Source organism: Desulfatiglans anilini DSM 4660, from assembly GCF_000422285.1.
Classification (GTDB): domain Bacteria; phylum Desulfobacterota; class DSM-4660; order Desulfatiglandales; family Desulfatiglandaceae; genus Desulfatiglans; species Desulfatiglans anilini.
In genome coordinates, this window is the sequence record NZ_AULM01000043.1 from 1 (window position 1) to 24,462 (window position 24,462).

General features: G+C 55.3%; 11 protein-coding genes and 2 pseudogenes. 1 reads left to right on the forward strand and 12 read right to left on the reverse strand.

Translation table 11 applies throughout. The features are described 5' to 3' along the window. Positions 1-59: 59 nt before the first annotated feature. The 3 genes from H567_RS25990 to H567_RS0118610 all read right to left on the reverse strand — a co-directional run bounded on the left by H567_RS25990 (position 60) and on the right by H567_RS0118610 (position 5,857). Positions 60-1,130 carry a hypothetical protein gene (locus H567_RS25990; protein ID WP_244155517.1) on the reverse strand — a complete coding sequence of 357 codons (1,071 nt, stop codon included), beginning with the start codon at positions 1,128-1,130 and terminating at the stop codon, positions 60-62. A 505-nt stretch (positions 1,131-1,635) separates the two neighbouring features. Further along, entirely contained in the window at positions 1,636-2,343 is a 708-nt protein-coding gene (locus tag H567_RS0118605; RefSeq protein ID WP_028322548.1) for a M48 family metallopeptidase, read from the reverse strand. After that, positions 2,324-5,857, reverse strand: coding sequence for a type I restriction endonuclease subunit R (locus H567_RS0118610; protein WP_051185117.1), 3,534 nt, complete (start codon positions 5,855-5,857; stop codon positions 2,324-2,326). Before H567_RS0118610 ends, H567_RS0118605 begins: the two co-directional genes overlap by 20 nt. A gap of 245 nt (positions 5,858-6,102) precedes the next feature. Here H567_RS0118610 and H567_RS25995 point away from each other — a divergent pair. Beyond that, positions 6,103-6,432: pseudogene (locus tag H567_RS25995) on the forward strand (transposase); the annotation flags it as partial. Between the two features lie 230 nt (positions 6,433-6,662). Here the strand turns inward: H567_RS25995 and H567_RS0118620 are convergent. The 9 genes and pseudogenes from H567_RS0118620 to H567_RS0118660 all read right to left on the reverse strand — a co-directional run. Further along, positions 6,663-9,467, reverse strand: a complete 2,805-nt coding sequence (locus H567_RS0118620) for a DEAD/DEAH box helicase (protein WP_028322550.1) — start codon at positions 9,465-9,467, stop codon at positions 6,663-6,665. Continuing rightward, entirely contained in the window at positions 9,467-10,660 is a 1,194-nt protein-coding gene (locus H567_RS0118625; protein ID WP_028322551.1) for a hypothetical protein, read from the reverse strand. The genes H567_RS0118620 and H567_RS0118625 overlap by 1 nt, the downstream gene beginning before the upstream one ends. Next, entirely contained in the window at positions 10,657-11,373 is a 717-nt protein-coding gene (locus H567_RS0118630; protein ID WP_028322552.1) for an OmpA family protein, read from the reverse strand. The genes H567_RS0118625 and H567_RS0118630 overlap by 4 nt, the downstream gene beginning before the upstream one ends. Beyond that, positions 11,370-13,637 (reverse strand): anti-phage ZorAB system protein ZorA, encoded by a 2,268-nt coding sequence (gene zorA / locus H567_RS0118635; protein ID WP_028322553.1) that lies wholly within the window; start codon positions 13,635-13,637, stop codon positions 11,370-11,372. Before zorA ends, H567_RS0118630 begins: the two co-directional genes overlap by 4 nt. A gap of 333 nt (positions 13,638-13,970) precedes the next feature. Then, positions 13,971-14,909 (reverse strand): HNH endonuclease, encoded by a 939-nt coding sequence (locus H567_RS0118640; RefSeq protein ID WP_028322554.1) that lies wholly within the window; start codon positions 14,907-14,909, stop codon positions 13,971-13,973. A gap of 5 nt (positions 14,910-14,914) precedes the next feature. Beyond that, a complete protein-coding gene (locus H567_RS0118645) occupies positions 14,915-15,265 on the reverse strand; it encodes a nucleotide pyrophosphohydrolase (RefSeq protein ID WP_028322555.1) in 351 nt (116 codons plus the stop codon). Between the two features lie 140 nt (positions 15,266-15,405). Continuing rightward, positions 15,406-17,544, reverse strand: coding sequence for a UvrD-helicase domain-containing protein (locus tag H567_RS0118650; protein ID WP_051185119.1), 2,139 nt, complete (start codon positions 17,542-17,544; stop codon positions 15,406-15,408). Between the two features lie 10 nt (positions 17,545-17,554). After that, positions 17,555-23,860: a DEAD/DEAH box helicase gene (locus tag H567_RS0118655; RefSeq protein WP_028322557.1), complete on the reverse strand. Its 6,306-nt coding sequence runs from the start codon at positions 23,858-23,860 to the stop codon at positions 17,555-17,557. Positions 23,861-23,966: 106 nt separating this feature from the next. Further along, positions 23,967-24,462 (reverse strand): annotated as a pseudogene (locus tag H567_RS0118660) (hypothetical protein); the annotation flags it as partial.

Genomic DNA, 24,462 nt, shown 5'->3' on the forward strand with positions numbered 1-24,462 from the left:
AGGCTATACCCAGAAACCTCGATCACCTTCCCGACTCCACCTTGCGCTTCACCTCCGCCCTAAACGCCCGCAATTCCTAATTTGGACAAGAGTGTTACCGCCTGAAAAGCCTGCCAGTAACCACGAGCGGCCAAAGCATCTGCGTACTCCTTATCTCTTTTGTTTGTTTCCGGCTCCCAACTTCCTGAGCGGACACGTTCAATAAGCGCTTCACTGACGCGATATCCTTCTATGGAAAGTGAATGATAGGCGTCGGTCAGATATATATCATCGACTTGTTTAAGATATTCATCCGTGTTCTGGCGAAATTCAGGGGGCTGCGGAAAGGTTTCCATGACAATACCACGCATATCTTCCCAGTTCATCCGTATCCGGTTGACATATGGAGAAAGCTCATGCTCATTAAAAATGATGGCAAGTTTTTCATTAAAAGGATCATTTTCTGTAATGCTGTATCCGGCAGATCTCATTGTCTCAATGATATTGTCAGCGATAGCGTTTTTCCCGATATTTCGAAAAGCGCCTGCAAGCCTTCCGGCTATTGTGCTGTGTCCGCCTTCAAGAAGCCTGTGTAAAATCTCCGATGCATCAGAGATCATGGACAGCGCAGCGCGGGCATCTACAGCATTATTTAAATAAAATCCGGGAGTACATGCAATCAATGCAGCGGGCATGATCATAATCCGCAGGTTTTCTTTACGTTCTATATCATTCCTGTCTGGAAATTTCAGGCGAGCGTCCAGTATGGATGTTTGATGGAGAAGGGCTGTCGGTTTATTGCCACCTTTAGGGGTTCGGACAAATAGCTGTCCGGGGATATTCCAGTTTCCGCTATGAATGCTCAATGATTGTTCAGGGGACAGGTACCACTGATCACCAAACCTTGAGTTAAGATAATCAGCACAAAATCCCCAAAATGAGGCATACCAGGCCGTACTCTCTCCGGCTGGTTCTTCTGGGCGGGACGGGACATACCATCCCTTCATCACTTCTTTGATGAAACCGCTTTTGACAAGACGTTCCCGGTGAGTGCGCGTCATGTTTTTTGTATGAATTGCAACAAGGCCTTCGTCCTGAAGTTTTTTCAGAACGGCAAGAGATTCTGCAAGTTTATCTTGTGGAGTTGCCATTTTTTGACTTGTTGTGTGTACTTGTTATTTTTAGGTTATCGAGTTCTACCATATTTAGGTTATCAAGTCACCCGATTTTTAGGTTTTTGAGCCATATTATATTTCGGTTATTATGTTTTACGATATTCAGGCTTTTGTGTTGTTTTTATTTCCCCTGGACGGTTTTCAACCTTCGTTCCGGTGTCACGCCGGGAAACCGATCCGGCCACTGAACCCACACCATGACCTGCGCGGCATTCCGCTCCGGTCATACCGTCTGCTTTTGAAACACAAACCGCAGCTTTTCCGACAGCCCTCTATGTCCATGTAGGTGAGGTGAGACACGCCGGCCGAATGGACACGATCTAACGATAAAAATCACCGGTCCTATCCGGTGCATTTTTTGGGTTGGACGGCGTTTCGTCCGATTTTTTCCGCATACCTCGCGCGCCCGCGATTCTTGATCCTGGCCCTAATGATCTCCGCTCATTACAGTGTGTCCCGTTCGGCAGCGATTCTTCATCTTCTACAGCCCATACTGGTCTCCGTTTCGCCGCAACCACTCTTCATGGGTTTCATATTCCGGGGCTGCCCGCCTCAATCGTTCATAAAAGGCCGGGCTGTGGTTATGTTCGTGAAGATGTACCAACTCATGAAGGATCAGATAATCAATCCGCTCCGGTGGCAGAAGGATCAGCCGCCAATGAAACAGAATCTTCCCTTTCTCCGTGCAAGATCCCCAGCGGAAACCAAGATCACGAATTTCGATGGATTCCGGCTGTATGCCTACCCGATCTTGCAGCATATGGACGCGCTTGGGAATCCACTCGGCAGCACGTTTCCCATACCAATGAATAAACACTTCCCGCCCCCTGGAAGCTACAGCACGGGGCATCAGAAAACGGTTCCCTTGGAAACGAAGCGGCTCCCCATTCCTGAAGGGCTGCGGTTCATCGAGGAGCTTCAGCCGGTATTTCCGCCCGCGATAATAGAAGCCTTCGCCGGAGACATACTCCTTTGCCGGCATCTGGTACAGTTCTTCCTCTTTTCGACCGAGCTGCCGGTAGATCCAGAGAAGTCTCTCCCGGACCATGGCCTCCAGTTTTTCCTGGTCCGCCCTATCCGGGGCATAGAGAAGAACACGCCCATCCCGTTCCACGCTCAGTTCAACGGTTTTGCGGCGGCCACTGCGTCTCACCTCGACAGCGATGTCCTTAATCGCGATTCTTTCCATTGCCCCACACCAACAGCCGATGAAGGTTTCTGGCCTGGTCAACCACTCGGGTGGCCAGTTCCGCTATTTTGTCCCTGGCAATCTTCCCGCTTCGCAAGAGGGACCTGTACACCGATTTTTCCAGGGACCGGCGGCTGTGTTCATCCCGCCAGAAATCAACCAGTCGTATTTTTTCCCGAATCTCATCCACCGTGGCCACGGTCAAATCGACCACTTCCTTGAAAACCGGGTCATCACTTTTCAATTCCTGACCTTGCGTTTTTTCAATCGCCTCCTTCAATGTCCCGAAAAAGGGGGCGTGCAAACGCGGATCAAGTCCCGGCACGGTCTGCTTTCCTTCCCGTTCCAATTCATCCCGAATGAATTTTCGGAGTGCCTCTTCCAGGGCCTCCCAGTTATCTTTGAGCTGCTGGATGATTGCCTCCAGCCGTTCGCTCAATTTTTTGTAATGCGCAGGATCTTCATCGTAGCGAAGCCGGATCTGATGGCGCAGGGCGTGCTTCATCTCCGAAGCCCTGGCGCGGGCGTTCTTCTTGCGCTTGACCTCATCCAGAAAATGAATATCCGTGATGGGCACCGGTGCAATCCGCGGATCGATACCCTGGGCCGAAACATACTCATCGATCAGCCGCTTCATACGCCGATCAACGCCCTCCAGGTTCAGCTGGTTGTCACGGTAGAGATTGGCCGCCACCTTGGCGATAAAGCCCAAAATCTTGGCGTCCCGCACAAAAGGCAAGGCCTCCGGCCGGGGCATGACAATGGCAAGGCTTGCCAGAAACGCCCGCACCCGGTTCAAGAATTCCGCCCGGATTTTTTCGTTTTCCAGCAGGTCCACACAGGGATCGATGGGCATCAGTTCCAGGATACCACGGGTGCGAAAGACATCGAGGGCCTTCTGGTGCCGGTCCCTCAGGCGGGGGATTTCATCCCGCACCCCATCGATGCCCGTTGGCGGGCGGGGGCCTCCCTCGCCGCCTTCTTCCGATTCCGTCAAGGCCGCCCGCAGCTCCCTGGCAATCCCGATATAATCGATCACGTACCCGCATTCCTTGCCAAGACGTTTCCGGTTGACCCGGGCGATGGCCTGGAGAAGGTCATGCTCGATCATACGGCGATCAAGGTAGATGGCCTGCTCCACCGGGGCGTCGAATCCGGTCAAGAGCATCCGCATCACACAGAGGATCCCCAGATTGCTGCGTTTGTCTTTGTCCTTATGCTCGAAGGGTTTCTTGAAGTCGGCGATATGGGTTTCAATGGTGTTGGGGTCGGTCCACCGGTCCCAATCCGCGCTTTGGTTGTGCCTCTTTGAAATGACGGCGGCAAATTCCAGCGCTTTGACACGTTCCAGTTCCTTATATGCCGCCACCAGGGAGCGCTCGTCCTCGGAGCGTTGAAGCAGTTCCTCTTCGGAAAGGGCCCGCAGGACCGGGTCGATGGCTTCCGCCGCTTGGACCAGCTCGTCACGGGCAGCGCACAGGGCTTTTTGGTAAAGGACCACCGCCTCCTGGCTGACGGCGACCACCTGGGCCTTGCAGTTCCCGGGCAGAATGTTCCGCACATAATGATGGAGCATGTCCCTGGCCTTGACCGCAATGAGTTTCGAGGCCTCCATCACCTTCCGTTCGGTGGTGAATTTCTGCATGATGATCTGCTGCTCGGGTTCGGTGAATTCGGAAAACCGGACGGGCACCTGGGCATCGAGCCGGGCCCCGTTCTCCACCAGCCCCAAGGGCACCCTGCCTTCGTAGAGGATTTTGACGGTCGCCTCGTCCTCCTCGGCCTGCTTCATGGAATATTTGTCGATGAAGTCATCGAAGATGTTCAAGGTATTGCCGCGATCACGGTTCATGATCGGCGTGCCGGTAAAGCCGATCTTGGCGGCATTGGGCAAGGCCCGCATCAGGTTGGCATGGAGGCTCAAGGTGTGGGAACGGTGACACTCATCGATCAGAAGCAGGATTTTCTCGGAAGGGTTCACCTCAGGATATTCCGTTTCGTTGCGAATCACCTGGCGCAGGGTTTTCGTCCTCCCTTGGGCCAATTTAAAACGGGATTCTGCTTCAGCGGCTTTTGGCACGTCAAAGCCGTCTGCAACCTGATAATCGACAACATCCCCGCATGGAGCCTTCCGAGGCGGCGGGACCGGCACCTCATATTCCAGGACCACCACCTCGCCTTCACGGTCCTGATTCTTCTGCACCATGCAGAAGACCAGATCCGGGCCGTCTTCACTGAGTATCCGTTTCACCCGGTCGCTGCCGGACTCTCCGGATCGGAAGTCGTCCTTATCCGGCCGGACCCGCTCACCCGTCAGTTTGGCGGTCTCCTGGAGCTGCTGCTCCAATGACGTTCGGTCGGTGACCACCACCACCTTGAAGCCGCAAAGCCCGGGGGTGGTGCGCAGTTTCCGTACCAGTTGCACCATGGTGATGCTCTTGCCGGACCCCTGGGTATGCCAGATAATGCCGCCGCGCTCATCCCGCCGCTTTTCCGACCGTTCTCTCGTCTTCCCTTCCGCCAGACGCACCATGGCTTTTTGCACCGCCCGGTACTGCTGGTAGCGCGGGCAAAGCTTGGTGAGCCTGCCTTCCTCGACCTGGAACAGGATAAAATGACGCAGGATGTCGAGCAGATGGGCCGGACGCAGCATGCCGGCCACCAGTTTTTCCTGGCTGCGCAGACGCTTTCCCGGCCGGCCGATTTCCGCCAGCACCTCGGCTTCGGTAAATGGGGCGGTATCCTTCCATTCCACATAGTGTTTGTAATCGGCGCCAAAGGTGGCGACGCGTGCCGCGTAGTAGCAGGAGGAGACCATGAGCTGATTCCAGTGGAAGAGATGCTCCACCCCCTCCTCCAGTTCCACCTCCTCGCGTTGATTGGAATAGCGCAGCAACTGGGTGATGCCGGATTCCACGGGTTTCCAGAAACCCCCGTCATCGGTCTCGGCCAGGCTGGGGCTCTTGCATTCGATGATGACGAGGGGAATGCCGTTGACGAACAGGATCACGTCCGGGATCACGAAGCCCACCCGGCCGATGGTATCGATGCGGAACTGATTGATGGCCAGAAACGAGTTATTGTCCTGCTCGGCCGGGTCGAAATCGATGAACCGGACCGTCACATTCCGGGAATGGGGGCTTTCGCCGCCGGTGGCCCGCGGCACCGAAACCCCCTTGATCAGTTTTTCGGTCAGTTCGCGGTTGCGGTCCATGCCGCCGGGCTTATCGGATCGTTCCAGTTCGCGGATGGCCCGGTCCATGGTGATATCGTCCAGATTCTCGGCGGCGTTGATTTTGCGGATGGCGTTGCGCAACGGCTCCCGCAGCAGCACTTCACGAAAGTTTTCCCGCAAGGTCTTTTGCGGGTAATCCATATCGCCTTTCAGGTACTCCCATCCCATGGCGGCCAACTGTTGCAGGAGCGGGCGCTCCACCGTAGTCCACTCGTTGGGCGTTTCCCGCTGCGGATCCGGGTCGAGAGCGGGGATGGGTGAACGGTACGGCACGCTCATCGTGCATCTCCCGTTTTTCGTTGCACCCTTTCATCCAGTAACCGCCGGGTGTTCTCGATCTCCTTTGACAAGTGGCCCTCATGGGACCACGAAAGCGGGAAAGCAGCCATCAGGTCATCGAGCGGGACAATCCGAGACGGCGTCCCGGATTTTTTCGGTTCGACCCATTTCCGAGACACGGCTTGGCACATCGAACCTATGGATTCGCCAGACGGTGTCTGGCGAATCTGCCCGGGTGGATAGACACCAGCGAGCAGTTCCACAGTGAGATCAAATCCGACATGGACATGGAACGCCTGCCATCGGGCAAGTTCGCCACCAATGCCCTGATCTTGACCTTGGCCGGTCTGGCCTACAACATCCTGCGTTTCATCGGGCAGTTGGGCCTCGTCGGAGACCGCTCGCCCTTACGCCATCCGGCCAAAAGGCGCCGCATCAAAACGGTCATCCAGGAACTGATGTATCTGGCTGCGCGGTTGGTCACAACCGGCCGGCGTTTAAAAATCGTCTTTAGCCGACATTGTCCGGCTTTTGATGCCTTCGGGGCAGTGTACAACCGCCTGGCATCCGGCTAGATCCGCAAACCAGGAAATTTCATCAACCAAGATAGATTATCTCAGGGTGAATCATGCCTAAAAAAAGCCATAAAACATAACTGTTCATCAAAGAGCATCAAAGAACGACTCAAATAGTGAGTGGAGAGGCTTCAGAAGGCTCACATCCACCGGTGGACAGGCCGATATTACGCTTCTGAGCCTGAAACCAGGCGACTGGTTACTGGAGTCTCACGGATTCAGGATTGATTTTATATATAAATACAATCAAGCAATTCTTCGGGGTTTACCCGTGCTTCGGAAGATGGCCTGAGTACTTCACGGGCAAGATTCTCTTTCGATGATAAAAGATCATTCAAACGATCTTCTACCGTAACGAATCTGTCATTTTTGACAATCGGATAATACACATACACATTTTTCTCTTGCCCTATACGGTGCACCCTGTCTGTCGCTTGGTTTTCCTTCGCAGGATTCCAAGGCCTTGTGTAATGGATAACATGGTTGGCAGCTGTAATATTCAACCCGACGCCAGCTACCCTATGGCTGAGAATAAGGACGTTAAAGTCCTTTTTTTCAGAAAAAATATCAACAATGATCTGCCGATGTTGCTTTATATCGCCATTAATGATATCAGGCCAAAGATTGAATTCCCACTTGATCGCTTCTTGGAGAATTCTCTGGAGGTGTTTATAATCTGTAAAAATAATTGCCTTTTCCTTTCTCTCTTTTATCCCTCTTAATCTTTGTATTGTCCGAGATAGTTTTTCGCACCCAATCTCCATAAGTTCCTTTGGACCATTCCATCTTTCCCCAAGCCCAAGAGGATGCGCGCTGATCATGAGCAGGTGTTGGATCGCGCCAAGCGCTGCCCCACGGCCACCAGTTTTTGCTTTACGAGCTATGTCTCTATAGCGATCAAGTTGGTCACCGCTCAACCCCACTTCTTCGATAATTATCTCCTTAGGTGGCAAGTCTTTCAGAATCTCTGATTTTAACCTGCGAAGGTAATAACCCTTGATTTCACCCAAAAGTTTCTCGATTATTCTATCTTTTTCTTTTGCCTGCCCTTCAACAATCGGCTTTTCATAATTTTCACGGAAACTGCTCCAACTTCCGAGCAACCCCGGCTGCACAAAATCCATTATGCACCAGAATTCAATTAGCCCGTTCTCGACTGGCGTGCCCGTCAGTGCCGCTCTGTGCTTTGACTTCAAGGCTTTAATCGCGCTTGTTCTCTGCGTTGTCGGGTTCTTGACATACTGCGCTTCATCACAGATGATCATATTCCAGCCAATCGTACCGAGGTGTACCTGGTCTCGGCGTACAGTATCATAAGATGTTAATACAACATCGAATTTAGTCAAAACACGCGCATCCGTGAGTCTTCCCGATCCCATATAGCTGCAAACGCTCAGGCTCTCGCCAGCGCAATGCTCGATCTCCCTCTGCCAATTATCTATCAGGGTCTTTGGCAAAATAATTAAGTGGGGGCCTTCCACACCCATTTCCTTGAGCCTCACCAAGTGAGCTATGGCCTGGATCGTCTTCCCAAGCCCCATGTCGTCTGCGAGCAAACCACCAATGGAATAATCCGAGAGTCTTGCCAACCAGCGGTATCCTGTCACCTGGTGTGGAAATAGCCTGGCATTCAGACCGAACGGAGGATCAACGCTGGGGAGGTCTTCCGGGAGCAACCTGGCCTCACCGGTCAACTGAGAGCCCCGGTCTACAAATTCCAGCAGTTCCAGGTTCTCATAAATATCTAGAATGCTCCCGGCAGGGATTCTGTAGGTTCCCTCTGGCGTCCTGGAAAAGCTTCCTAAAGTCCTTTCAAACCGTTCGGCTTGTTCGGCATCAATCCTTATCCACGCCCCTTCATGAAAGATAAAATCCTTACCATCTGTTTTTGCCCTTTGAGCCAATTCCTTGTATGTCTGCTCCGAGAGGCCTTCCGGTTTGCTACCTGTGGAAGTTGAAGGTCCCAGAGCGCTCTTATCTTCGGGATCACCAGGAGACCAATCTTCAAAACCCACCATCGGGATTCCCTCGAGCCAACCTCCTGTGGTCCGTTGAACATGAATATAGGGGCGTGAGTTATAGACTTTGGTTTTGAAACCTTTGACACGCTCACTAAAAGAGGAGAGGTCAATCCCTTCGGGAACCACCTCTTCAGGATTGATCAAGAAGCGGGGCACCCCGCTATTTGTAATTTTTCCTTTTCTTGGCAAGACTGAAAGTTTTTCTCGCAAAGCGCCATCTATAACCAACCTTTTTCTTCCCTTCCCCGATACAACCTTTGTGAGCACCGCCGGCAGCGTTTCCGACAACAAATTCTCACCCTTTTCGTATCCATATTCATCCAGCCCTTCTATTTTTGGAATCAAGGTGAGCTCTTGGGGGGAATCCTCCCTCACATCCAGTGCGGCCTGATCGCGAAACTCATACTCCTCGTTACGGATGTAATCGTCCAGAACTGCACCCGCGGCCAGAGCCGCTTTCTTAGTACGAGCCAAATACGCCATCCGCTGGTCGATGCTACTGAGTTTGTCCCTGTCGACGCTTGCCGCATCGAAAACCTGCCTTTGTTCATTCGCGAGTGGAACAATTCTTTCCCTATCAAGGAAGAAGACACAACCGATGCGAGGATAATCGCATTCACGCAGGCGTCCAAATTCAGGATGATGGGCTTCGACCTCTATTCTAAAATCTGGATCACCAACATGTGATACAGATGAAACCCTGATTTCCAACTCTTTCGGCTCAGGTAACCCGAGGATCGAAAAAAGTTCAAAATCATCTTCCTCTTTGACCTCGTCGTAAACGGAATAGGGCACAATCCACGAATCTTCACCAATCCGCAGCATTTCAGCCGCCCAAAGTTGATCGAGTGCAGACCACAATGCACCCTGCGACATCAATGCCGAAAGTGTTTCAGGGCCATTATTGTTCAATGGAAAAACCGGGCGCCCTTTACCCTCAATTGAAAATTGGATCCCCTGCTCAGAATAGTTCTTTGAAAGCAGCGATTTTGATTTTTTTCCAAAAAGAATCATTATACGCCCAATAACTTACTAATTCTTGTATAAGTATCCGCTTGCCAACCTCTCTTATGAATAATTCTACCGTCCCAAAAAAGCAAATCCCTGTGTTTAATTGTTTTGCTTTTTTGCTTGAACATAATAGCCTTCGTCAATGAATCAGATCTGTTCCAATATTTTACGAAAATATCGCGTGGGTAAACGTAAGCTGCATTCCCAATATTCTTGAATTCGATAACACCAAAGGATCCAAAATCAATCATGAAGCCTTCTCTATTAAGGATCTCCCGAACCCGCTCCACAAACCCTGCATTTAGGAATTTCTTCCAAAATTCTGCTCGATCTCCTTCAAAGAATGCCTCTACATGCCTGATCATAAGCCACTTTCTGAAAGCTCCTTTGGCAGCAGATGACACATCTCGCCAAAACGGCGTTTCCGAGGTACCCTTCCCAATGTCAGCAGACGGCTCGCCAAAACGACGTTCAATAAACTCCAGAATAGGCTCCTGCCACTCTTTTAACTCATGGATTTCGTTTAGATAGTGCTGACAGAAAGCAGCTAGATACGCCGCATTCTCCACTCTCCCCCACTGGCTGAGAATCGTTTCAGCTCGCTCCTTTAGAAGACTCGATGCCTCAGCGTGGAGGAGAAACCATCGCCAGGCCTCCTTATGGAGTCCAGCCTCCGGTGAAAGAAAAGATCGATCAAGATATTCATTTAGACGAATATTTAGTTTGCTCCTGGCCAAATCCTTGGCAACCCCTGAACCGAGCGTCTTTTCGCGAAACCAAAAAATGACCCGATCCGAAACCTCATTGGCCGAGAGAATCGCGTCATAGCCTTCTTTCAAAAAATGCGTTTTCAAAGTTTCTTCCAGCAAATCATTCGGATACATCCGGATCAGTCGAAACCAGGCCCGCCGGATGATCTTTTCTTTCGGCCTTAGAAGGACGATCCGGGAGGCTTTTTCCGCCACTTCCTTCTCCCTTTCGTAAATGACAATTTCAAGGCAAGCGGCTAATTCACTCGCACTCATATCAAAGGCCAACCTCTCGATTGCCTCATCGGGAGTACCAACCAACTTTTCACGCACTTGATCACATAGAAGTTGAGATGGCTCAATCAGGCCGCTGCCTCGAACCGGATGTTTGGTCCTCACCAAACCCAGCGCCGCGTCCAATCTTTCTGGAAAAAACTCGATCCTCATACATCACCGATAATCTGCCTCAGAATGTTCAAAAATTCTCTCAAGACCTCTCTGTCATTGAGACGGATACAGATTTCAACCCTTCGCGCAGCGTCACACTTACCCTCCAAGCACTCAGCGGGGCACTTCGTGTCTGAATACCCTGCGGTAATTGCCTTTTCCTTGAGGAGTCCTTCATAAGGCTTCATTGATGGTTCCTTCATGAGAAACGCCAAAACCTGCCCCGCTCTCTCACGGGAATAATAGGGGTTCGCTCCTGAAGCATCCTCTCTATCGGTATGGCCCGAAATCTCTATCACTTCCACTCGATCCAAGAATTTTGGATATTTATAGATGATTGACATATACTTTGGGACGGCTTCGCGCAATACTCCTTCGGCTTCTTCACCCAGTTCGGTTGTTGAAAAACCGAATCGTAGATTCTCGTCGCTAATGATCAAAGCGCCGCTGTTGCAGTCAATCCTGACATTTTCAAGCCGGGCTAGATCTGGATCATGACAAATCTCTTCGACGACCTTTTCCCACTCCTTCACAGCATGAGTGGGTTCGATCAAGCGCTTACCTATATCGAGCAACGTAATCACGGTCGTGAGGGCGAAAACCATCAGAAGGCCTGCCATGAGGTCACTGTAGGACGCCCAGAAACTCTCAGGTCTGGGGGAATCCCGTCTAGGCCATGCAGGCTGAGCGCCATTCCTTCGGATCAGCATCATTTCTTACCCATCCACCCAAAAAAACCACCCTTCTTTTCTTCCGCTGCCAAAAGCTCTCTCAGGGCTTCGAGTCTCTCAGACACTTTCCATAGCGAATCACTGAATCCCACGAAAGCCGAGTCCGTTTTCTTCGTTATCTCCAGATTGGCGTCAATAGTCGCTTTCATTATGGTATCAATCTTTCCAAAGATACCATCAATCTCTGCATCGTGGTCCTTCCCAAATTTCTCTAATTTACCTCCCAGAACCTGGAAGCCACTTTCAAAAGAATCTAGCGTAGCCTTCAATTCTTCCTGTCTGGCAGCAAAGCTGTCGGCACTATTCTGGATCCTATTCATAACTTCAAGCAATTCTGCACTCCCTGAACCACTGACAGAATTGATGACTAAGCGCTGATCAAGAGCTTCTTTCATCGCTCCTAAAAAATCTTTTAAATCATCAGTCATCATATGTGCAGATTTCTCAAATTCAGCAAAAACACTCGTTAATTTCGAAGGCATTATATTAATAATAGAATCCATTTTTCCCATAGTCATATGGACACTTTGTATAGTTTCATTCAATGATTTAGATATATCAATCGCTTTTTCTAGATTTTGGGAAACAATACCTTCGGATGAATCTTTTAAATCAGATAATATCGCCTTTTCATCAGCCACAATAGGAATGATTGATTGTAGATTATCCTGCATTTTCGCCATTATTCTAGGCAAGTCGTCGATCGTTTCTTTGGTCTCAAAAAGGGTTCCGCTGAATCGCTCTATGACTTCAGCAACTTTGCTGTCAAACGCATTCAAGGCTTTCGCGAGTTGGTCACCTATGCCTTCATTGAGCTCACGAATGACTTCCTTCGTCTGTGCAATAAGTCCTTGGAAATTTCCTGTAATATTCTTCCAAGCCTCTTCCAGGCCAACCATGGTTTCATGAATTACCCGTTTTTGGTGCTCCATCGATTCTTCTAGAATTTCGTGACCTTCTTTTGCTTTTTCTGCTGCCTGTTCGAGAAGATTAGCAGTTGAGCTTATGCTTTCCGCTGATGCTTTCATCGCGCCGGATATTGTTTCTAAACTTTCCAGGCTCTCACTCAGAATCCGTGCTGCCCCACTTGTCTTGTCGATAAGCTCATTTTGCACACTAAATTGTTTTTGAAGCTGGCCTGTAAAAATAACAATTTCATTCTTGATTTCCCTTTGAACGTGGATAGTATCTTCAATAACTCTACCTAATTCTTTAAATTCTGTTTCGAATGTCGCATTCATCCGTGCTATGTATTCGTTTAGGACGGCTTCCATAGCTTGTGATTGTTTGGCTTGAGAATCTTCAAAATGACTCCTAATAACAGTACTCATTTTTTCAATTGATTGATTCACATTTGTATAGACTTGCTGTGTTTCGTTTTTCGAGTCGCTGATATTCTTCAAAATAGACGCCTGTAGTTCTTTTAAAACAGGCACCAAGTGGTTTGTGAGAACTTCATCCATTGCTGGCGCTAAGGCACCTGTGATTTTAGTAGCCAAGTCTGTAGCCAAAGTCTGCAAACCTTGCTTTATATCAGCTTGGAACTCGATAATGCTGCGCGCGTAATACTCTCCAGAATAATAAGGGAAAAGGCTCGCGACAGCGTCATCGAAGCGAATAAATGATTTTTCAAGACTACGCACGCTAACACGGTAGAGAAAAGAAAAAAGGATCGAGAAGATAATACCAAAAAGAGACGTGTAAAACGCAAGCGAGAGGCCAGAGATGAGCTGCCCAACTCCTTCCTTGAGATTGGCGTACTCGTCGATTCGCAGACCCTGCAATCCGAGCACGAGGCCCAGAAAGGTCCCAAAAATACCCAAAGCCACGAAGACCCCCGGAAGGGCTTCCGCCAGCCGGTGATTTGTTGCATTGTCCAGAACGCGCTGCTGTGTCATGAAATCTGCAAGTCGTACGGGACAAGCAGCCTTGCCTTCTCCTCGCACCAAGGCCTGTTCCCACGCGCTCCGGAACTCACTGAAGCTCTGACTGGCCCATCTGGTTTTGGAAAAGACCTTGAACTGAATTTCTCTTCGGGCAGTGGCGACATCCTTGTGTTTTTTGAGCTCCCTAGTTATCAGCCACCGATTTCTTTTCAGCTGAAGGGAGCGTTGCCACAAAGGAATCAAGGAGTAGGTCAAAAAAAACAGGAACATGACCAGAAGGAATAAAATATAAATGTTGGTAAGACCATTTATTTCGAGGTTACCCAACAGCCTTGTAAGCCCAGGCAATAAATCCCACATTCAATTTTATCCTTATTAAATATTCGTAATCCGATAATCGTGTGTATAGCAGCTTATATAGCTGTTGACTCCCAAAGTTTTAAAATTTATTTTTTAAAACTTTTTGTTAACTTAATTTTATATATTTATTATGTATCTACAACATAAGCTTTCGCGTCTATTTTTTGGTATATTTGATCAACTTGCACTAATTATTATGACCATTTAAACGCCACCTTATTTCTTAAAATTTTGACAATTCTTGTACCGCTCAACCAGATTAGGTTTTAATAAAAAACTAAAATTATTCTGTTTTTCCCCTTACTGTCATACTGAAATAACCTTGATCCGCACTCAACCTTTGAAGCAGTGCTCATTGTGCCATATCAAATATTCTCCGCCCGGCCTGAAACGCGAATCCAGCGGCAGGTGGATTCTGTTACCATGCAGCGCGTAATACAAGCGGCCATTTTCAAATTCTTCCCTGATCCGGCGGCTCACGATGAAGCGATGCTCTTGAGTCACCGTCACATACCCCGCATCAAAAAGCTTATGGATGTCTGATCGCAGCAGCAGTCCATTATCAACCCGGTGGGGGCCCGACTCGCTGAAGGGCTTGATGTGCGCAGCCTCCAGGGCAGGAAGGGTTTTTTCTTGCGTGACGGCGCAACGCCGTTCATAGGCGTCCGTCACCATCACCCTGAAGGTCCCCTGACCGAGGCGCTGCTGTATGGTTACAGGCTTGCCATACCCTCCCGGAGTTTCAGCAACCGGTTTTTCCCCTGTAAAATCTGGATAGGGCTGAGCCAACGCCAGCCTTTCAGATACGGCCTCCCACAAGGCACGGCCATGAAAGGTAACCGTGTCATACGTCTTGCCTCGGACAATATTCGGGCTGAAATCAGGGGGCACGGGGATCCAATCCTCCCGCCTGAAGAAGAAGGGCTGCGTCAGGATTATGCAGCCGATTTTGTAATCTTCAAAGGACTTGTCCGCCCTGCGCCTTTTCTCTATAAGCCGTTTCATACTGAGAAAAGACGAGGCTCCATTCTTCTCCCGGAAACTCTCCCATGCAAGGCTTAATGGCAGAACGCTGTGGTGGGCGAAGAAGCCACCGCCGGCAATGAAATGATTGGGTGCATGGAGCTTGAACAGAAAGGGTTCTCCGGGCTGCAGGACCTTGAATCTGCCGGATGCGCCGCCCGGCTGCCAGAAGTTGACCTCGTCAATCCCAGGCAACCCAGCCAGGAAGCCGAACCATTCATCGTCCGTGACGCCGATATAGAATCGCATGACGGTCATTCCTCATAGGCGCTGTATTTGTCCGCGCGGCCTTTTGCTTTCTCTACAGGGTATTTCCGGCCATTGATGGCGAGCTTCTCCAACACCACTTCCGCCGGGTCGAACGTGAATTCATTGGCCAGGTTCAATGCGTAAATGAGAACATCCCCCAATTCCTCCTTGACCCGCCGGCAAGCCTGTTCGTCCGATTTCATGGCCTGCACCTCTTCCGGGCTCTTCCACTGGAAAATCTCCAGCAATTCTGCTGCTTCCAGCGAAAGAGAGATCGCCAGGTCTTTGGGATTATGGTACTGCGCCCAATCACGCTCATCCCGAAATGAAATCACCGCTCTCAAGAGTGACTGCAAGTCCATTGGCCCTCGATCACCTCCCATCATCGCGGCTAACCCGGACAGGTTTGCTGCCGCATTTTTCAGTTTTTATTCCAGCTGTTTGGCGCACCTGATCCCTTCGGAGAGGACAAGGATGATCCGGGCTTTCACCCTTCTCACTCGGACAGGAACCGGCTCGGCTCCCCGAAACTGGTCACGAGCACCTCCTTCTTGGCCCGGGTCGATGCCACGTAGAGGAGGGCGCGCTCCTGAATCTCGGTCTCCCTCTGAACCACCGGGTCGGCGGAATCGGCTCCGATCCCCGCAAACGGCACCACGCCTTCGTTCACGCCGGCGATGATGACCCAGTCGAATTCCAGCCCCTTGACCCTGTGCATGGTGGCCAACCGGAGCCCGGGGGCCGCGCGGTCCTCGGGCTGGCTCCTCCGGATGCGGTACGTCTCGATCCCCTTTTCGGAAAGAGCGCTTTCGTACTGGCTGAGCAAATCATTGGTTCGGACCACCAAACAGGACTCCTTCAGCGCCTCGCCCTTCGATTCGCTCTCCTGCAGATGGGCCGCGATGAAGCCGGCCTCTTCGCGAAAAGAGCCGAAGCGCCTGATCTCGGGCGCGGCGCCGTGGGTAAGCGATTTGTATCCCTTCTGGTCATCCACCCCCCCGTCAAGATCATCCACAGTTACGCCCTCGAGGAGCCCCACAGCCCATTTGCGCGTTTCATCCGTCGTGCGGTAGTTGATCCTGAGCTTTCTGCTTCGGCCGCGGATGTCGATGCCGCACTGCCCGAGAACCACCTTGTGACGGTAAATCCTCTGGTGGGCGTCCCCGACGATAAAAAGGCTGTTTTCAGCCTGTTCCTCCGGCACCATTCGCCGAATCAGGCGGAAGGCCTGCGGCCCCATGTCCTGGGCCTCGTCCACAACGACGGCTCGATAGGGGAAAAAGTCGGAGGCCGATTCCAGCACATGGCGGGCATCCTCGAGGGCATCTTCCCTTTCCCGGAGCCCGTGTTCATTGAGAAGCGCCCTGTACTCCTCGAAGACCTTCCACACCTCCCTGCGCGACTTGCGGTTCAAGCGCGCGCCGCGGCCCAGGCGCGAGGCTTTCATATATTGCTCGACCGTGTCGATCTCCTGCGGCTGCACAACCCTCTCCCACTCCTCCCGGTAAAAAGAGAGGGGCAGGTCCGGCTCTGCCGGGGCCAGGTCCACGGCCCTGTGCCACAGGTCGCGGGTCCGATCACCGTAGTCGATCTGGTAACGGTATCCCTTCTTTTTCAGGAGCCTCGCAACCCAACGGTCCAGATTGATGACCTCGATGCGGCGCATCGCCTCGCGGGCGCATATCCTGGAGAGGTTTTCCTCGATATCCGTTGCCAGGTTCCGGGTAAAGGTGGTGAACAGGATCCTGTCGTTGTCCCCCTGAAAAATGCTTTCCGCCAGCCATCTGGCCCTGTGCATCGCTGCGACGGTCTTGCCCGTGCCAGCTCCCCCCAAGACCCTCACGGGCCCGTTCCAATGTCGCTCCACGAGCTTCTGCTGGGAGGGGTGAAGAAAAATCCGCCATTTTTCCAGCGGAGCGTTCAGTATCGCTGCCAGCACGAGATCGTCCTCTACCACCACAAAGCGTCTTCTGGAATCCGGATGCTCGAGGGCCGATCCGAAATCCGCCGTGTCGACCGCCTGATCCTGGTCCGTCCTCCCGAATTCCTGGCAGACCTCCTCGAAGGAATACCCGTCCGCGAGGAAAAAGAGGGCCTCGTAGGCCTCCTGGGGCAGGTCGTCCATGGCTCGGTCGAGTTCTTCCTGGGAGCTCAGCGTCCTGATCCAATTGAGCTTTTCCTCCGGCACGCCGAGCCTCAAAAGCTGCCGGTCGCGAATGCCGGCAAACAATCCCGCATCCTCCTGCCCGCCCTCCGCCTTCTCCGCGGGCTCTGGAGCGCCCTCCTCCACCTCGATCAGCTGGATGCTCCCGGTCTCAGGGTGGATGCGATACCGCTTTCTTTCGGCCCACTGGTACGCGCGGTCGTGATGGTCCACCCACAGAAGCAGGTACACGTTGCCGGCCTCGGGTTTCAGCACGATGCCACGATAGTCATCCCCGATCCTCACGGACCGCATGTTGGCGTCGGCCGCGTTGGCGATCTTTTCATAATGGATTCCGGTGGATGTGGGATCAGCACGGAACCGGGTCACGAAGTCGAGGACCTTCGCCTGCTGGCGCCTTGGAATCCGCGAGAAAGAATTCAGAAAATCCGATGCAACCGCTACTTTCACCCCGTGGGATACAGCCATCATCACCTCTTCGCTACGATTTGAGCAGGCATAGGAGCTCCGGCGGATGCGGCGTCAGCTCCGCCAGGGCGAACACCCTCCACCCGGCCTCTTGGAACCGCCCGGCGAAGCCTTCCTGCGAAGGCAGCAGGACGGCCGCCTTGCGCTCAGGCCAGGCCAGCTCCGCCTCCGCCACGATTTCCCCCGCGCCATCGGCGAGTTCGTAGCCCGCTTCCGGCAGGGGGGCGCCGCCCTCCGCCAGGCTTTCGACGACCCCGCGCACGGATTCCTCCGCCAGTTCGAAGACCTCTTTCCACGCCTGTCGTCGATCCAGGGAAGGCGTCGGGCCCCTCCGCCGCTTTTCGAGCGCCGCCTTGTAGGCGGAAAGCCGAACCCCCGCGTCCGTTGTGCTGAAAAGCACCTCGGGCAGGAACTGCATCAGGTTGTACAAGCGCAGGTAGCCGTTCCACACCGCCTCGAACGCCCCCTTGGCCCTGGCCTCTTCACCCGAGGCGAGCGCGCAGGCCACCCGCATGCCGCCCGGGTCGCGCGACTTGACGGCCTCGATGGCCACGCAGACATAGAGACGCAGCAGATTTTCGGCCCCCTCCGGCGCGTACACCCCGTAAAGGCAGGGGCCGCCGAGATCGAACAGGAGGTCCGAGAGCTCGTCCGGCATGTCCTTCCCCAGGCCCGCCAGCCAGGCCTCCTTCGCCTGGGAAGAAGCCGCCTCCCTGTCGGCGGCATGCATCAGGGCGTGCACGTAAGCGTGGAAGGCCCACTTCTGCGGCTCCGGCTGCGACAGGTACCGGATCAGGCCCGCGAAGCTGTCCTCGATATTCACCTTCTGCAGGCTGCCGAGCCCGTACCGCGTCACGAAGGCCTTGTACTTCTGCTGCGGGCCCTCCCCTTCGAGCGTCAGGTAGTTCTGAAAATAATCCCCCTGGCCCTTGAAGCGGTTTTCCACGTCCCGCCAGGAAAGCGACCAGACATGGAAGTTTCCGCTGCGGGCAATGGCGCAGCGCTGGGCCATATCCTCCCCGATGCGGTCCTTGTGGTAAGCGAAACCATCCGTGAAGACCGCCACCGGCAGCCCGCCGTCCTGTGCGCGCGCAGGCCGGAAAACGAAATCGGCCTTCGAGGGCACGCCCACCCCGTCGCCGGGTCCGAGCTTCACCTGCGGTTCGATGTAGTAGGCCCTTTCACCAATCCGGTAGTAGTAGCCCGGCTTGCCGTTCACCACCTCCTTGGTCATGAAGGCCTGCACCCCTCCGCTCGAGGCCGTGCGAAGGGCCTCCACGAAGCGCGCCTCCAGCTCGCTGTCGAACAGGGCGTTCAGCTGGACCCCTTTGAGGTTCTCGGCGCGGACAAGTTTCTCCCTGTGCCGCAGGATGTCCGACAGCATGCCGACGGCCGTCTCACGCGACGTTCCGGCCATCTGATGGCTCCTTCGGTAGGCATAGAGACACTGGTAGCAGCCGTCCTTTTCGGGATCCTGATTGCAGGCGCAGGCCCTCAGCGTCTCCAGCGCCGTCTCGAAGACCTGGATGAGGGGCTGCTCCGACCGCATCAACTGCTTCAGGTAGCCTGTGCCTCCGGGCACCGTGTCGTAAAGGACCAAGTACTTCTTGCGCTGCGCCGAGCCCGGGATGGGTTCCTCATGGACCGTGGTCTGAAGGTGGTCGATGTTCCCGTGAAAAAACCGCTTCAGACCCAGGTGCAGCGCCGCGATGAAGCTGTGCAGTTTTTTTTCGGCCCCCTCGAAGGTCGTCACCGGCAGCAGGAACTGGATCGCCTCCGATGAAAACTCGCGGTACAGATAGACGCACTCCGTCAGATTGGCATCCGACTCCTTGTGCCGCGAAGGGCAGAAGAGGGCGTGCCGGATCTCACCGGTGCGATCCTGAACCTTGCCGCAGTGCTTGCAGATGGTGAACCCTTTGCGCGGCATCTCCACACCGGCGATGGCCACCTTCGGTCCGTTCTCATCGCTTTCCCCGAAGTTGATCTCCCGAAACTGCGCGCGCGACAGGAATTCGAAGCCGAAAGGCATCTGGTCGGTTTCGAGCTTGTAGGCGTCGGTGATGTCCTTCTCGTCGTACCCCACCATCATCTGCCGATTGTAGAAAACCGGGTCGCGGTCTTCGCTGTCGTCGCTGATGCGGCTTTCACTGTCGGACGTGCTGGCCACCACCTTCCTCATCCGAAGCATCGGCCGCACCTGGCCCGCGTCCGCCCAGAGGGGGCTCCCGCACCTGGGACAGGGGCCAGTTTCGAGGACGGTCCCCGCCAGGGCCATCCACTCGCAGTTCGGGCAGAACCGCCAGTTTTCTATCTCAGAGACGTCCAGCCCCACCTGGTCGATGCGCACCTTGCGCCCGCCCGCATAGAAGTGGTTGGCGGGGGCGAGTTCGCTGATGGCGCTCATGGCCGGCCGTTCGTACTCGTAGGTGAAGGTCTCGTAGCGGCGGTCGCCCTCCCGGAGCCGTTTCCTCAGCCTGTAAACGATGGAGCGCAGCAGCACCCCCGCCTCCGGAAAGGCGTAATTGGGGATCAATCCCTCGTCCGACATGAAGTTCAGGGTCTGCTTGTCTCCGATGCCGGCCAGGAGGGACCGGAGCCCGCTCTTTTCGCGCTCCAGTTCCTCCAGTTCCTCCCCGTGGTGCGCGTCCTGCGCCGCCTCCTTTTTCTTCCGGGCAATCTTGCCGGTCAGGGTCTTGATCTTCCTCTTGAGGGAGTCCCGCTCCCTCTGCTGAAAAAAGAGCCCTTCCAGGATGCGGTATGCCAGGCTTCCTTCCTGCCCATGCCTCCCTTCCACGAAGGCCTTCAGGTGCTTCACCGAATCGGGGCTCAGGACCCCGGGAAAGGCCTCCAGGAACCCGTCCAGCAGCCCCGCCCGGTTCGCCTCGATAAAGGCCAGGAAATTGTGGGGGAAACGGTCCGGCTTGACCGGCTCGAGCGCCTCCAGGACCTGGCGGAGCCTCGCTGGAATCGCGTGCTCGCCGATCCCGGTCTCCACCCAGCGGTCCAGGCAGAAGGCGGTGAACTGCCGCTCCAGCACCGCCGAGGCGTTCAGAAAGACGCCCGGTGGCTCGATACGGCCGCTCAGCATGGCCTCCGGCTCAGCGAAGAAATAGAGGTCGTGCGGGCGTGCATTGGCCAGGGTCAAGTCGAGGCTGTTGCCGTTGCGGCGCCCCGAGCGCCCGATGCGCTGAAGGTAGTTGGCCGGGGCGGGCGGAACCGAGCAAAGGATGACGCTCGAAAGCTCCCCGATGTCGATCCCCATCTCCAGCGTGGGCGTGCAGGAGAGGAGGTTCGGGTCCCAGGGCCGCCGGTCCACGGCCTTGAAGGCGGCCTCCAGCCGCTGCCGCTCCTCCCGCTCGAGGAGCCCCGTGTGCTCCGCCGCAAAGATCCGTTCGATGTCCCCCGTAGCGTAAAGCCTCCCGTAATAATCGGCTTTCCGATCCTCGCGCTCGTACGCCCCGCTGCAATGGAACCGAAGGCACGGAGCCCCTTCCCAGAAAGGCGCCTCCTCCTCGGCCACCGACACATGGTGGCTGCAGCGCCCGCACCGGAACTGGACCACCTGCCGGCTGACCTTCAAGGCGGAGGGCGCAATCCCCCAAAGGCGCTCGTTTCGGACCACCCTCTCCTCCAGGATGCCCGCCCGCACCAGGGTCGTCAGAAGAATGTCGTACACGCTGGCCGTGAGTTCCCTCACAAAAGGATACCGCTCGGCAAAGCACTTCTCGGCCCAGGCCTCGCACCAGGTGCGCCCTCCCCGGCCGCCTGCGAGCAGGGTCTCGAATCGATGCCCCCTTGCAGTGGTGAGAAACGATGGCGCGCGTGCGTCCGGGCCGAACCCGGGCATCCACGGGATCCGATTGAGCAGGTAGGTGTTGCCCCACTCCTGGATGTAGCGCTCGAGGACCGGGTGCAGCATGCCGCCCTGCACCCGCATGTGCGCGAGCACGCCCAGGATGAAGCTCCACCACCGCTCCTCGCCGACCCGGCGCAGTCCTTCCAGCTGGTTCCGGGCCTCCAGGAGGCTCAGCCGCGCGGCCTCTGCCAGCGGGCCGGGGTCCGTATACGGGACCGACGAGCCGCTCTTTTCGAGGGTCCGTCCGATCCTCGCCCCGAAGCCGTATTCGGCCAGGATCTCCCATCCGATGCGCTTTTCGACCTCGGCCGGCAGGTCGGAATCCGCAGGGAGGCCGCCGGTGGCCTTCAGGACCTCGTAATCGGCGTACCAGGCCATGTTCGGCGCCAGGAACGTCGAGACAAAGCGCCCCTCGTCCATCCGCTCCGACCAATAGCGGATGAACCCCTCGGGCAGGGTCGCCAGCGAGTGCCCGTTGGTCTCCGAAAGCACATACTGCTGGAGGGCCCCCCGAAAGTTGAAGCGGTAGGTCCGCCCCGCAAAAAACCCCGCCCGGTGGGCGGCGTCCTGGACCGAGTCGGAGAAGGTCAGGAGGCGCTTGTCGTGGTTGAAGGTGGAGGCGTTCAATTGCGCAATCAGAACGCTCGTGAGGCTCGCCGCGCGGGAACCGAGGATGGTGAGGCCCTTGCGCGCCCCGCAATAGGGGCAGTCGAAGCTCGCGACGCTGCGCCCCTTCACGTTCCGGGTCCTGAGCGCCGGCACGAAAACCCGCACCAGCGCCTCCCCGCCGCAGGCCGTGCACTGTTCCTGCTTCGGATTGGCCGTCAGGTGCAAACAGTCGCAGCACAGCCGCGCCAGGCGGCCGTCCATCTGAAGGCTTCGCTCCTCTGTGTCGTCAGGGAACAGGAAGACCACCTTCGGATCGCCCTGGAAGAAGGCGGTGTAAAAGGTTTTCAGGTCCGGGTTCACGGCCGTGTCGGACTTCCGCTTCACCCCGGCCCAGCCCATGCTGTTGCACTCCCGGCAGTGGACCAGCGGAAGATGCCGCTTGAGCTGCTCCACGGTGAGATCGTCCGCAAAAGCCAGGGAAGGCCTCCCCGAGACCTCGGCCACCATCCGGCGGAGTTCCCGGAGCCAGAGCTGATGCCGGACATTCAGGAACGGCAGAGGGCTGACGGATTCCCCGGTGCGGGCGGCCGAAACGAGCGCCAAAAAGCTGTCGAGGACCCGGATGCGGTAAAGCTCGTTCCCCTCCCTGAACTCCGGGGTCACCCGGCCCAGCTCGTCCAGGAGGTGGCGGCGGCTTCGAATCCGCCCTGCCAGGACCTTCAGCAGGTTATGGAAGAACAGGTGCCCCTTGAGGAGTTCCGGCACCCTGAAACACCACCCCGCTTCATCGGCCCTGACGGCGTTCTCCCCTTCACCGAACCAGAGCAGGGCCTGGGCCGTGAGGTATGCTTCGCAGTCTGCGTAGCGGTCCGGTTCGAGCGCCTCCGCCTTTTCCGCCGGCACCAGGGCCGCCCGCGGGATGAGGCTTTCCCCCAGGAACTCCCCGGCGCTCAACCGCTCCTCCATGATCACCGCCGCCCGGTCGAAGGGCTCTCCAAACACCTCCTCCGCATACCGGCGCAAGGCTTCCTCCTCCGTCCGGCTGCCCAGGGTGGCCGAAGTCCCCACGCAGCACAGGCGCCCCGAAGGCGTACCCAGACGGGCCTTGAGGCGCCTGATCAGGCAGGCAAGATCGGTCCCCTGCGCCCCGTCGAAGGTGTGCAGCTCATCCACCACAAGGTACCTGAGCGTCCCGGGGCCGTTGCCCCGCCAGAGCGGAAGGTCCTTCGGACGGATCAGCAGGTAGTCCAGCATCTTGTAATTAGTCAGGAGGATGTCGGGAGGGGCGTTCCTAAGGGTCTCCTTGTGGCTGATGATCCCCTCCGCCGTCATCACCATCCTCGGGTCCTTTTCGCTCTGCCCCACATAGAGCCCCGCCGTGACCTGCCCCTTCAGGGAGGGGTTGGCGTAGATGTGGCGTGCCAGGCGCCCGGCCTGGTCCAGCGCCAGGGCGTTCATGGGGTAGATGAGGATGGCCTTGATGCCGGGCTCCCCCGCATGGAGCCTGCAATACTCCAGAATGGGATGCGTGAAGCACTCGGTCTTGCCCGACCCGGTTCCCGTGGCGATGAGGGTCGAGCGCGGCGACGCGCCGGAAAGCCGTTCGAAGGCCTTTTCCTGGTGCAAATGGGGGATGAATCGCATGGGGACTTCGGGGAAGAAGTCGGGCCCCGCCGCACCCTGGCGGAACGGGAGCTGGATCGAAACGTAGGGCCCCTTGAAGACGCCCTCTTCCTGCGCGAGGAGCCGTTCCAGGATGCCGTTGAAGTGGTGGGTCGCGACAGGGAAGGTCGTCCGCAGGAAGTCCTCGACGCCCTGCCTGAGCTGCTGCGAAAGTACGGAAGGGATCATGATGGGGGGCTGCTCCCTCGCTCGCTGCGATATGTCTGCGGAGGCTGACGGATGAAATGGCCAACCGAGTCCCCCGGTTCTTCACAGGCCGTTAAAAACCGTTCTTTTAACTCCTCCAGAAAGGCAGCGTGATCGGAGGCAACCCCGCCCGCTGGAGCATGTTCTGCGCCAGTTCCCGGAAGTAAGGCCAGGTGTTCACCGGAAGGTTCACCTTCGTGAAGATATCCAGGAACGCCTCCATGAGAGGTTCGTCTGAATCGAGCACCACCGAGAACGCCGCCGAAAGGGTGACAGCAGCCTCTCTCTTGTTTGACCGGGTGGCAGTGAGATCGTAGGCGATCGAAAGTGTTACAGACCCATTATCCAGGGGCTCGTAACCGACCTTGTGTTTTACGCTGAGTTTCATCCCCTCGCCGAGCCGGCTCCTGTCGGTTTTCAATGTAAAGGATTCAAGCGCAATGCTGACCAGTTCCACTCCGGCAAGCCTTGCTCGGTAGGCCTCCGGGCACATCTGTGCCTGCGCGGTCTTCTTGGCCATTCCTGCCTCCGAATAACGGTTCACGCCGCCGTGGCGTACTCGTCCGCGAAGTACTGTTTCGTAG